This window comes from Arachnia propionica, from assembly GCF_003932785.1.
In the GTDB taxonomy this organism is placed as follows: Bacteria; Actinomycetota; Actinomycetes; order Propionibacteriales; family Propionibacteriaceae; genus Arachnia; species Arachnia propionica_B.
In genome coordinates, this window is sequence record NZ_RQYT01000062.1 from 1 (window position 1) to 12,843 (window position 12,843).

General features: G+C 69.4%; 6 protein-coding genes. 2 read left to right on the forward strand and 4 right to left on the reverse strand.

The window, feature by feature from the left end:
- Positions 1-865: 865 nt before the first annotated feature.
- Genes EII35_RS14760 through EII35_RS14775 form a run of 4 tightly spaced genes read right to left on the reverse strand, consistent with a single transcriptional unit; the run spans position 866 to position 9,807 of the window.
- Entirely contained in the window at positions 866-3,427 is a 2,562-nt protein-coding gene (locus EII35_RS14760; protein WP_125229228.1) for a hypothetical protein, read from the reverse strand.
- A 4-nt stretch (positions 3,428-3,431) separates the two neighbouring features.
- Positions 3,432-6,866 (reverse strand): tubulin-like doman-containing protein, encoded by a 3,435-nt coding sequence (locus EII35_RS14765; RefSeq protein ID WP_185744381.1) that lies wholly within the window; start codon positions 6,864-6,866, stop codon positions 3,432-3,434.
- Between the two features lie 2 nt (positions 6,867-6,868).
- A complete protein-coding gene (locus tag EII35_RS14770) occupies positions 6,869-9,427 on the reverse strand; it encodes a hypothetical protein (protein WP_125229230.1) in 2,559 nt (852 codons plus the stop codon).
- Positions 9,427-9,807 (reverse strand): hypothetical protein, encoded by a 381-nt coding sequence (locus tag EII35_RS14775; protein WP_125229231.1) that lies wholly within the window; start codon positions 9,805-9,807, stop codon positions 9,427-9,429. The genes EII35_RS14770 and EII35_RS14775 overlap by 1 nt, the downstream gene beginning before the upstream one ends.
- Positions 9,808-10,239: 432 nt before the next feature.
- Between EII35_RS14775 and EII35_RS14780 the strand changes: the two genes are divergently transcribed.
- A complete protein-coding gene (locus tag EII35_RS14780) occupies positions 10,240-12,558 on the forward strand; it encodes a tetratricopeptide repeat protein (RefSeq protein WP_125229232.1) in 2,319 nt (772 codons plus the stop codon).
- Positions 12,559-12,586: 28 nt separating this feature from the next.
- On the forward strand, positions 12,587-12,843 hold a 257-nt coding region (locus EII35_RS14785; RefSeq protein WP_221739780.1), incomplete at its 3' end, for a hypothetical protein.

The following is a 12,843-nucleotide window of genomic DNA, read 5'->3' on the forward strand; positions in this document are numbered from 1 at the left end:
TTCACGGGGCCTGGGCGGCTGCTTGTTTCCGTGGCAGAGCCGCCTTCTTCACCGTTGGTCGAGCCGGGCCCGGAGCCTGCGGAGGGCCCGTGTCGAGACCTCCGCGGGATTCCCGATCAGCTCGAGTTCCTGCACCGTGCGCCAGGGGTCTCGACACGGACGGCGCGCTGGCGCGTGCGGTCCGGCTCGACCAGCGGAGAAGAAGGTCGTGAATAACGCCTTCAGGTTGGCAGCAGACCTTACCTGCTTGTGTGCCACTTCGTCCGGTGCAAGGCATTCCTGTGGGGAAGAGATGTCGGGATTGGTGTGTTGGGCAGTGTCAGGGGCCGGCGCCTCAAGGCGCCGGCCCCTATGGGTGCTGAAGCAGCATCAGCACGATGTGCTGGTCACCAGTAGAACCACATCTCGAAATCCTTTCGTAGCGGGTGGCGTGTGCCTGCCCGACCTACGCATCCGGGACGGGATCTGGAGGGCTTCATCAGAAGCGTCAAGATCGCCCTGACGTGCCGTCCACCCTGCGCAAGGCGATCCGCGACCGTGGTGGTTTCGCCTGCCTCGACCCTGCTTCGCCTGTCTTGGGTGTGGCTCGCCTGCCTTGAAGGCGGCTCGCCTGTCCAGTTCGGCAGGCGAAGTGGAACGAGGCAGGCGTTTCCGATCCAAGGCAGGCGAATCAGTGTGCCGGGGAGGCCGGGGGGAGGGGGTGGGAATCCGGCAGGGAACGCAATCGCGGGGCCGACATCTGTCGGCCCCGCGAGGGCTTCTGTCTGCTCCGGGTCATGGTCTGTCGGTCACCAGTAGAACCACATCTCGAGCTCCTTCCGTAGGTCCGTGAGCTGTCTGCTCACCCCGACCTACGCATCCGGATTCAGAACCGTGCGGTGTCCTCCGGGAGGGGCTGGAGCTCGGGGAGCCGCTCCGGAAGCGGCTCCAGGCAGCGCTGGTAGACGCAGGTCGTCGACGCGATGACCTGTGAGGTGGGGCCGCCCTCATCGGGATCCAGCCGAACCGTGAGGTGCTGGGCCGGGGAGTCCGATCGAGTGCGGTCGCATTCCTGCCCCGGTTGGTGTTGGGGATCGACGACCCGGTCCAGGAAGGCCTCCAGCCTCCAGGTCCTGGTCCCTTCGGGCGCGATCTCCACGTCGCTGTTGAGGATCCGGTTTCGAAGCCGCTGGCCGGAGCCCCGCACGAGCCGGTCCGCCAGATGCCGCCATCGTTCCTCGACGGTGGCTGCCAGTTCATGCAGGAGGCCGTGGGGCAATCCGGCGTCTGCCACGATCGCAGCAGCGTTCTCCCCGTGCTCCTCCGCCCAGCTGGTCAGCAACTGGTGCGTCGCTCGTTGCCTCCAGCTGGAGTCGTCCGGGGCCTCCCGTAGCCAGGAGCCCAACTCCTCGTCCGCTGCGTGGAACTCGATGCAGGTCCACGCGCTCGGGAGCTCCAGTGCCGCGGAGGGAGACGCGACCTCCGGTTCGGCCGTTCGCAGCGGGTACACCCCACGCAGCACCCGAGTCCAGAGCTGTAGGGTGCGGTCCGCGCTGATGAGTCGGCGATGCTCATCCCTGGCGTGCCTCGCCGCGCGCAGCAGCAGTACCCGCGCCTCCGCCTGCCGGATCGCCCGCGTGCGGTAGGTCTCGTAGTGGTAGAAGAACCACACGACGGGGCCGACGACGAGCACCGTCGACAGGCCGCCGATCCCGGTCCACACCTGGCCGGGGGTCGCCTGGATCCCGAGGCGTCCCAGCAGGTCGATGAGCCACTGCGGCTCCATGAGGTTCACCCCTGCCAGGAGCGTCGACAGCAGCACACCCCCGACGAGGAGGAACACGAACAGCGCCGATCGGAGCCGGATGAGCCCGTTGAGGGGGCCGGTGGCAAGACGGAACCACCGATCCGCGAACAGTCCCGCCCCGATCCTGTCGGCGAGGACCTGCGTGCGCACCGCGTCGAGGAACGAGAGCCCTGAGGCACCCTGGGGGTTGCCGCAGGCCTCCTCCTGCTCGGCGCGGATCTCGGCGTCGCGCCCGGCTGCCTCCGCGGCCAGCCGGGAGGTGACGGACGACGCCCTCGACGAGGCGGGGATGAGGGCAGGGCCGGGCTGTTGCAGCCCTGCGACGACGCGGGCGGCCGCGGTGGCCGCGACGGCCGCTGACGCCGGGGCATGGTCGAGCCCGGCGATCCTGCCCGGTTCCTCCGGTGCCGACGGCGACAGGCCTCCCTCAGGGACGACGAAGCCCAGCACCGACAGGGGCGGGACCACGCAACCCCGGTCGTGATAGGTGGGGCGATCCAGGCCGTCGGGAAGGTCGCTGCCGTCGATGAGACCGTTCGTCGTGTCGATCACCGCCTGCCAGGAGGAACGAGACGGGGCGTGCGCGCCCGTGTCCCGGTCCTCGCGCCAGAGGGTCTCCATGAGCTCCACCTGCTGCCGGTCCAGCTCGAACACGTTCGGGGCGGGAATGAGGCCGGGGGTGTCGTCCGCCCGCTCGATCTCCACGCCCATGTCCGAGCCCTGCAGCTCATCGACGACGGCGTTGCGCACCCTCGCCTGCCACGGCACCGCTCGGCTGTGGTGGAACAGGAAACCGATGAAGCTGCCGAACCGTCGGAAGAACGCCCTCAGTCCCTCGGAGGAGGCCGGGGCGAATCCGAGTTCCTCCGGGTGGATCGGAATCCATCGCAGGGGGTGTTCACCCGTGTCGAGCACGTGGAGAACTGCGTCCGTGACGAGCTCCTCCCTGTGCTGGTCGTCGTGGAACCGGGTGGGGGTCATCTCGGCCGCGTCGGCCCATGGCAGGGTCCGTTCGTGGTGGTCCCGGGCCGCCGCATCGAGGTGATCGCCACCCAGCAGGGTGCTGGTGAATGCCGTGGCGCAGACCTCCTCACCCTGCCACGACGGATCGAGCAGTGGCCGCGTCGTGGTCCCCGGCGTCCCGGCCACCGCCCCGCCAAGGGCAAGGGCGACGTGCAGGCGGGCCTCCTCGACGTCCCGTCCCGGCGCCTCCGCACCTCCCGGGACGATGGCCTCCTCCGGGCCGACGACGATGCGTGCCCAGTTCGGTGACAGCTTCGGCAGAGGACATCCCGGCCGTGCTGCGAACACCGCGGCACCGGCGAGGAACTGCATGCCCAGGATCCGGGGGATCGCGTCGCGTGCCTCCCGGTTCCAGGGGTGGTCGGTCAGGTCGTCAACCTCCGGATCTGGACACCAGATCAGCTGTACCCGTTCCAGGTCCGTGTCGCGGGCCAGGAACTCGCCAAGAGGGGCGACGGCGCCGTCGGGCAGGCTGCGGGCCTCCATCTCGACGACGGGGCCGGGTGGCCCGTCGGGCGCGACCAGCCACAGGCTGGGGCCGACGAGTCCGGCCCGCGCCCACGCCGCGGCGCGGGCCCAGTCCGGTTCGTCGCAGATGAAGACGCTACGGCGGGGCATCGGGTCAGAACCGTTCCTCGACCACGGTGGCGTGCCGCAGCAGTTCGTCGATGGCCTCGTGCGCGATCCCGATGATCTCCAGCGTGGGCAGCAGCTCCGGGGAGACGTCCTCCCCCAGCCTCGCGAGGTGGTCGAAGGAATCCCTCAGTTCGGTGAGGGCCTTCTCCACCTGCTTCCTGCGCGCCTCGACGTTGTCCGCCGCGGAGAGTCGGAAGACGTCGTTGGTCTGGGGGAACTCCCCGCCCCGCTCGATCCACTCGGCCATGGGGAACGGGTAGCGGGTGTGGCTGACGCCGAGCCGGTGCAGGTGCTGGTAGGGGTGGAGCGGTGTGAGATCGCTGCGTCGGTGCGCCTCCACCAGCGCGGGGATCAGGCTCTCGAGGAACCGGCCCGGGTAGTCGCGCTGCGGGAACTGGGAGTGCCGGAGTCGCAGCCCGTGCAGCGGCACCTCCATCCAGCGTCCGTCCTCGAGACGGACCCGGAGCAGCTCCGGGCGCCGCCGGTCCATCTCCACCTGGCCGGTCAGCCGCCCGATGAAGAGCCCCTGCAGCAGTCGTTTCTGCGTCTCAATGGCCAGGGGCAGGTACTCCGGCAGGGGGCGGCTGCGTCGGTTGCGCCAGCCCCGTTCGGAGGTGGCGTCTCCGGAGTTCGCCGCCGGCCCGAGAATGCTGCCCGCCACGAGGAGGTGGAAGGGCGCCGCTGTCGAGGACAGCAGGGTGATCGATGGGGACGGGGTACCCTCGGTGCTGAGTGGTTGGTTCGGGAAGAACCGGGCGACGACGGCCTTGAGTCGCTGCGGCAGGGGCTGGGTGCCGAGCCGGTTCTGGATGGCCTGGTCGAGGGCGGGGACGTCGACGGCGTCGAGGATGAGGCCGGTCTCCGGCCGTCCCCCGTGAACCTGGGAGAACAGTGCCTCGTTCAGCTGGACGAGCGGCACGGCTGCCGCCATGAGTTTCTCGAACTCGGTGACCATCGTGTCGTGGCGGCGTCGGATCTCCTCGTCGGTCACGGAGTTCGCGGGTGGGTTGAGGTACTCGCGCAGCGTGCAGTCGAGGTACTGGCGGGTCCCGGAGTTCGGGTCGTTGAGCCAGTCGACGACCCGGTCGTCGAGATCCTCGGCCGTGAACGCCAGTCGGATCACCGCCGATCGGGCCTTCGCCCTGTCGCGCAGTTTGGACACCCAGTTCTCGGCCTGCTGGGCGACGGGGAGGTCGGTCCACTCGATCCGCCTTCCGGTGTTGAGGTCATCACGTTTGCCGGTGATGAGGTCGCGGATCGCGTCGTCGAGGGCCCGCTGCTGGATCTGCTCGGTGGAGGCGAGCTGGGTGGCGAGGTCCTCGTCGGTGCCGGGCATCCGCGCCGTCACCTGCCGGAGGAACTCCTGCGGGAACTCCTCCACATCCTCGAGGGTGAACTCGACGGCGCTGGGGCGCAGGTGGTGCGGCACCCCCTCGGTGGCCGACGGCCAGGTGGTGCGCAGGGTGCCTCCGCCGGGCAGGGGGCTGTCGACGCGGTTCCGCAGCCCGTCGAGGGAGCTCTGGATCGCGGCGATCCAGGGGTCGATGGTGCCCTGGAGCAGGTCGGCGACCAGCGAGCTGGTGGCCCGCAGCTCGTCGCCGTGGACGAGCCAGATGATCGGGTCCTTCGCGTCCTCGAGGATGTCGCTCAGCTCCTGGCTGTCCTTGCGGATGCGACGCGACATCCCCGGGCGGCCGTGCTGCAGGTGCTGCAGGTGGGAGGCGGCGTCGCGTTCCGCGTCGAGGGCCTGCGAGGACAGCTGATGGGCGGCCTCCACGAGGTGCTCGCGGAGCATCCGCAGCATGCCGAGGACGACGGGGAACCCGTAGGCGGCGATCGCGGCCGGGATCTGGTTGAGCAGCCGGGCCTGGAGGTCGTGCTCGAACTGCTCCAGGTTCTCGTGGAACAGCTGGCGGGCCAGCTCCCGCAGCGGCGTGTAGGAGGAGCCGGGTTCGGCCTCCCTCATCTCGAGGAGGGCGTCGGTGTGGGCCTGCTCGTAGGCGGTCTCCGTCGAGACGTGGTTGCCGCGGCCGTGCTGCTCGATGTGCTGCTGCAGCCTCAGGCCGAAGTCGTGGAGCAGGTTCTCGTAGGCCGGGGTGTCGCGGATGGTGACCTGGTGGTGGATGTCGTCGTTCTGCACGTTGCGGGTGTCGCGTTCGTTGAGCTGCAGTGACTGCACGAACTTCTCGTAGTGGGTGTGGATGGCCTGGTCGAGGAGGACCTCGTTGCTCTTGCCACGGTCGGTGGCGGGCACGTTGAGGTGCGCCTCCAGCAGTTGATCGGCCATGAGGCGCATGAGGCGTTCGTGCGCGTACTGCGCGAAGAAGGAACGACCGATGGACAGCTGCCCGAAACCGAGCCCCATCAGGTTGGGGTTGTCGTAGCTGTTCTCGGAGGTCAGACCGAGATGGTCGGTGGCGTGCTGCTTCGCGCTGTCGTAGTTGGTGAGGGTGTAGGCGACGAAGCTGCCGAGCAGGTTCGGGTTCATCGCCAGGTCGGCGTACATGCTGCCGACCACCCGGTACACGTCCTGGGGGCGGGTGAAGACGGTGCCGCGTTGGGAGGAGGCACCGACGAGGAAGTACGCCTCCGTGCCGCTGCTGGGTGCGTTGGGCAGGTTCTTGGCGTTGAAGATGGCGTCGCGGGTGGGCTGGTATCCCGTCTCGGTGCGGCCCACACCCGGGCTGTAGTCCTGGGCGATGAGTTCGCAGACGGCGGCGAGGGCGTTGGGGGCCAGGCCGGGGCTTCCCGCGCCGTTGCCGGCGTGGACGTCGGGGGAGAACAGGGTGGTGATGGCGCTGTGGGGGAGCACCCCTTCGAGGGAGTGCAGCACGTCCAGCACGTCGCCGACGAGACCGGCCCCGCTGCCGCCGGTGAGGGAGCCGATGACGATGACGAGGGGCTTCTGGATGGGCTGGCCGAGCCCCGCCTGGCCGAGGGCCGTCGCGGCGGGGTTGAGCTGGTCGCGGCCCTGGACGCACGTGACGAGCCGTGCGTGGATGGCCCTGCTGATCTGGGGGAGCTGATCCAGCGCCACCACCCTGCCGTAGGCGCGCATCTGGTGCGCCCCCTCGCCGCTGGCGTCGCTGACGGAGCCGGGCCGAGGCGCCCACCGTTCGAAGGACCTGGCCGCGTCGCTGCCCGGGCCGAGGGCGCGGTGGAAGTCGCGGTGGGCGGTGTTGTAGGAGGAGTTCGCGACGGTGAGGGCGTGGTAGTCGTCGGGGGACAGGCCGAAGGCGTAGCCGCCCTCCTCGGCGTCCCGTTGGGCGGGGACGTCGATGTGGAGGAACTGGATGCCGTCGGGGATCTCGTCGACGCCCACGCCGCGCAGTCGGCGCGCGAGGGTGTTCTGGATCACTCCGAGGACCTTGCCTCCGGTCCCACCGAGGCCGAGGAACAGGATGGGGTGCATGTTCGCCATGGTCATTCTCCTTGGGGTCGGCGACGGGTGAAGGGTCGGTTGCGTTGGGTCGTGCTGGGAGTGTCAGTGGTGTCGTGGTGGGGTCGGTGCGTCTTCTGCCAGCTCTCGAGGTAGCTGCTGTAGCGCAGCCCCTGGACGGCCCGGCTCATGTCCTGCGGGGTGAGGCGGGTGTTCGTCGTGATGATGTGGAGGGTGGCGCGCAGTGGGCCACCGGGTGGGGAGGCGACGACGTCGGCGATGCTGGCGGTGACGAGGACGAGCATCGCCAGGCCGGGGGTGACGGGGACGCGATGTCCTCCGTCGAGGCCCACCTCGGAGCTGTTCGACTCGATGAGATGGGTGTCGGGCACGTAGGCCGTGAAGCGGGGTGACTGGCCAGGGAAGAGGGGTGTGTAGGCGCGCAGCGTCACGCCCGGCACCTTGATGATGCGCGGGTTGAGCGGGATGAGTGGACGGAGGTCGTCGAACAACTGGTCCCGCGTCGTGGAGCGTCGCGATCCGGGGCGGCTGGAGTGTGGCCGCTCGGGTGCGGCGTCGGAGGGCTGGATGAGGTCGAAGCCGGTCGGGGTGATCCGGATGTCCGCCTGGGTGTGCCGCAGTCCCTTGGTGGTGAACTTCGTGGTGAGGAACATCGCCAGCCACACGGCAGCACCCATGAGGAGCACCGACGCGGCGGTGAGGAGGAGGAAGGTCAGGGTGAAGGTGGCCAGGTTGACCGGCACCGTCTGGTACCAGGTGACCGGCAGCTGGAACGTGACGTCCTGCGCCTCCTGCCCCGCGGACGCCGCCGAGGTGAGGGTCACCGTCAGGGAGGATCGACCCGCGCCGACCGCCTGCTGACCGGGGGTGAAGCTGACCTCGACGGTGCGCTGCTCACCCGGCTGGAGGTCGATGCAGCCCTCGGGCAGGTCGAGGCGGGAGGACTCGTCGGCCACGGGGCCGGTGAACTCGCCGCCGGACGCCAGGCACACCGATGAGGGGCCCAGTTTCGCGCCCGTGAGGGTGAGGGTGGCGCGGCCGGTGTCGGTCCGGATGATGGTGCCGAGATCCAGCCGGTCGGTGGGGAGGATGCTGGGGAAGCTGTCGGAACGCACCGGCACCGACCAGGCGGCGGTGACCGGGGCGAGGACGAGCCCGGAGCCGGTGGTGGGGGTGGCGGTGACGGCGACGTCGAGGCGGGGGTCGAGCTCTCCGGGGGTGACGTCGATGACGACGCTGCCGCCGTCGATCCGGGCCGGGGCCTCGAGGACGTCGCCGTGTGCGGTGGTGACCCGGGCGGTCAGCGTCACGTCCCGGTAGACGCCGAGGTCGGCGACGCTGCCGTCGGGGCGGGTGGCGACGGCCCGGATCCGGCCGGACTCGGTGGCGGTGAGGGGCGGCTGGTCGGGATCCGGGGTGAGGGTGAGGTCGGACCAGACGCAGAAGGTGGGGGTGCCCTGGTCGGCGGGTTCGGTGACCTGCCAGGCCCCGGGGGTCGTCTCGGCGGGCAGGGTGACGCGGACCCCGAGCTGCCCCGCGTCGTGGGAGGTCTCCACCCGGTACGCCCCGATGTTGTGTTCGCCCGGGACGGTGAAGGTGAGGGGCTGCCCGTCGGGGGCGGTGAGGGTGACGGTCTCCGTCTCGGGGACGGGGGTGACGACGGCGGCGCGGGGGATGCGGACCATCATGCGGCCGATGCCCGCGTCGATGTGGTTGCCGGGGGTGGGAGTGCAGCCGGTGGCGAGGTCGTTCATCCGGGAGAACACCCAGTTGAGGTTGGCGGCGTCGTCGACCTGCAGGTAGCCGCCGGGCGCCCAGCCGTCGGGGATGGGCCAGGTGCCGCAGGTGGTGTCGTCGAGGATGCCGATGCTCATGCGTTTCAGGTCGGCGGCGGCGGGGCCGAGCTGGATGCCGAGCACGACGACCCCGGCGGCGCGGAGCCGGTCGATGACCCCGGTGGTCGGCGCGCACATCTCGGCGCGGGCCTGTTCGATGAGGGGTCCGGCGACCGCCTCCCCGTCGTCGACGAGGTCCTTGCCCTTGGCGGTGGTGAACTCGCCGTCGGTGAACCAGAACATGATCCGGCAGTCGGAGCTGCGGTGGGCGAGGTCGAAGTCGGCGTGGCCGCCCTCGAGGGCCTGCTGGAAGTCGGTGCCGCCCTGCGGGGTGAGCCGGGTGCGGGCCCGTTCCACCATCTGGGCGATGACGGTGGCATGGTCGTCGCCGTTGATGCGCTGCCATGGGGCGACCTCGGCGGCGGGCAGGTAGCTGTCGCTGAAGCCGGCGATCGCGGCCTCGACGTCGATGCGTTCGCCGTCGCTGCGGTGGATGCCGGACAGCCCGGTGAGGGCGGTGGTGAGGCCGTCGTAGCGCAGCCCCTCCGGGTCCTTGTCGGGGAGGCTGAGGCTGCCGGACTTGTCGAGGACGAACAGGACGCTGACGCTGTGGGCGGTCTGGAGGCAGGAGTAGAGGTGGGTGGTGGCGGGGCTGATGGGGTCGGGCTCGTCGGCGGTCGCCGTCGGGGCGGGCGTGATGAGGACGAGGCCGAGGGCGGTGGCGAGGAGGGCGACGAGGCGGCGCATCAGAACCCCCATCCGAAGCGGGAGACGTGGAGGGCGATGACCAGGCCGTTGCAGCAGCAGGCGGCCAGCAGGGCCCAGATGCTGAGCCGTTCGATGAGGGGCATCGGCTGGGCGCGGGTGGAGTGGTGGGAGATGGTGGCGCGGTTCGCGAGGTGGCGTTGGGTGTATATCAGGGCGAAGCCCGCGACCAGCACGATCCCGTAGGCCAGGAGCGAGTACCGGTGGTTCTGCAGCAGGGCGGTGGTCGCGCCCAGCACCGCGAGCACCAGGGCGGCGACGGCGGGCGCCGTCGGCGTGGGCGCGGGTTGGGCGGGCAGCGGCCGTGCCCGCCGCAGCCCGGGACCTCGGCCGGGCCGTGCCGGTGGCAAGGATCGTGACATGACCCCCTCCTCATCGCTGTGCGCGCGTCGTCACCCCTTCCTGACGGACAGCTCGTCCCGCGCGAACACACCCTGAGAGTCGGGGTCGTCTCAGAGGATGCGCGGTCAGGGGGACACCAGGGCGACGGCAGTCCACCTCCTCTCGTTGGTCGTGCTGGGCCGCGGGTGGGGCGAGCAGTCCACCTCCCCCGCTGGTCGAGCCGGACCGCGGATGGGGCGAGCAGTCCACCTCCCCCCGCTGGTCGAGCCGGACCGTGAGCGGGGCGAGCAGTCCGCCCCTTCCGTTGGTCGAGCCGGACCGCGCGCGTAGCGCGCTGTCCGTGTCGAGACCTCCGGAACCTGCCCACTCGCTGTGCCCGGTATCTGCCGGTGACAGCTCCTCGGGGTGGCTGTCCGTCAGAGTGGAGTAGCAGCGACGAAAGGAAGCCGACGATGTCTGATGTGAACCTCAAGGAGCGCCCGTACTCGGTGTTCGTGAGCTACGCCCGTCTCGACGATGTCGGCGGTTGGGTGACGGAGCTGGTGGCGGCGCTTCGCCGGGAGTTCGAGACGTCGGATGGTCAGGAGCTCCGGGTGTTCTTCGATCGCTCGGACATCACGACCTTGGAGGAGTGGAAGAGCAAGCTGTCGTACGCGCTGCGGCAGGCCCCGGTGGTGTTGGCCTGCACGTCGGAGAACTATTTCGCCAGCGGGCCTTGTCTGTGGGAGTTCCAAGGCTACGAGGGGAGGCACAGGTCGGGCTCGGATGAGCTGCCGTCGGGGCTGGTGCCGGTGTTCCTGGAGGATGTGGATCTGGAGGAGCCCGACGAGGCACACGAGCGCTGGTACGAGCAGGTGCACCGGATGCAGGCGACGGATCTCAGGGGCATGTTCTCGCGGGAGCCCGGGAGCGTCGACCACGAGAAGCTCGCGGAGGTGGCGAAGGGACTGGCCGAGCAGCTGCGCGACCGGTGGCGTGAGGTCAAGAGCTGGGAGCGGATTGACAGCAACGTCGGTCAGGGGACGTGGCGGTTCGTCGGGCGGCAGGAGGAGTTGTCGCAGCTGGACGAGGTGCTGGTGGACAACACGTCGGTGGGTGTGGTGACGGCCGTCGAGGGGTTCGGGGGGATCGGGAAGACGGAGCTGGTGCGGTACTACTCGCAGCAGAAGAAGGGGTATTTCGCGGCGGGGACGTGGCTGTTGCCTGCGGAGGGTGCCAAGGAGATGCTGCCGCTGCTGGCGCGTCTCGCCACGGATCTGCCAAGTTTCATGGTGCCGGAGGAGGCCAAGGGCAATCCGGAGGAGGCCGGTCGGTGTGTGCGGGAGGAGCTGCGTCGTCGTAGCCGGGATGGTCAGCACGTGTTGTTGATCCTGGACAACGTGGATCAGGTGTCGCTGCTGGGGGCGGAGCAGCTGGGCGAGTTGCCGCATGGTCGGGAGTTCCACGTGGCGGCGACCACCCGGTTGGGGGTGCAGGACCTGCCGGATCTGCCGCAGCAGCTGGCACATGTTCCGATCGGGGGTTTGGACGTGTGGGAGTCGGTGGGGTTGCTGCGCGCCCTCCAGCCGGTTCGAACCGATGACCTGCCGGATTTCGCGTCGGCGGACGAGGAACAGGCGGCCCACGAGCTGGCGGAGCTGTTGGGCGGTTTCACGCTGGCGGTGGAGCAGGCGGGTGTGTATCTGTTGTCGAACCAGAACGTCTCGGTGCGGGAGTACCTGGAGCATCTGAGGAAGCATGGTGCCTTGGCCGGCGACGAGTTGACCAAGGCCGGTACCCGGGAGCAGGCGGCGATCCTGCACAAGCAGAAGCTGCTGGGAGTGATCCTCGACGACATGCTGACGAGTCTCAGGGAGTCCTGCCCGGGCAGCGCCGAGGTGCTGCACTTGGCGGCAGCGATGCCGCCGGAGATGATCCCGTGGCCGTGGCTGGAGGATCTGGCCCGAGAAATCATGCCAGAAGTGTTCGAGGCGACGAGGACGCATCTGAAGGGCAGGTGGGACCGAATCCGCGGGATCCTGGAGGGTCGCCGCCTGATCGAGGAGGGCACCTACCCGGGGGTTACGGGCCGGATGCACCGGCTGGTTGCCGAACACCTGAATCAGGGCAACGGGGCCTTGTTGGAAGGGATTGATGAGTATGTCATGGCCCGGGCTGACCATGTTCAGAGTGACTTCTCATCGCCTTCGAATCGGTGGGAGGTGGATGCACTGCTCGATGCACTCGCCCGTCCTCTCGCTATCCGGCCTGAACGTTTCGGGGAGATTCCCAACTTTTTCGCCCATGTGGCGGCTGCCTACGTCACGGATGCGCGGCCGGTGGTGCTGGTTGAAGCTGTTGTGAACACGTTGCCGTGCGAGTCGAGCCGAACCAAGGTGATGGCGTCATCGGTGTTGCGCGATCTGGTGTGGCATGTGGATCCGGGTAGGGCGCTCCGGTTGGCGGAGGAGTCGTTGGAGGTTGCTCGGGTGTTGGTGGCGGAGCAGCCTGAGAGTTTGGAGGCGAGGCGGGATCTGTCGGTGTCACTGAACAAGGTGGGGGATTTGATCGGGCATGTGGATCCGGGTCGGGCGTTGGTGTTGGCGGAGGAGGCGCTGGAGCTGCGGCGGGTGTTGGTGGCGGAAGCCGGACAGCCTCCGTGCGAGGCGGGACCTGGCGGCGTCACTGGGCCGGGTGGGGGATTTGATCGGGCATGTGGATCCGGGTCGGGCGCTCCGCTTGGCGGAGGAGGCGCTGGACCTGGCTCGGGTGTTGGTGGCGCAGCAGCCTGAGAGTTTGGAGGCGAGGCGGGATCTGTCGGTGTCGCTGAACAGGGTGGTGGATCTGGTGGGGCATGTGGATCCGGGTCGGGCGCTCCGCTTGGCGGAGGAGGCGCTGGACCTGGCTCGGGTGTTGGTGGCGGAACAGCCGGACAGCCTCCGTGCGAGGGGGGACCTGACGGCGTCACTGAACACGGTGGTGGATCTGATCGGGCATGTGGATCCGGGTCGGGCGTTGGTGTTGGCGGAGGAGGCGCTGGAGCTGCGGCGGGTGTTGGTGGCGGAACAGCCGGACAG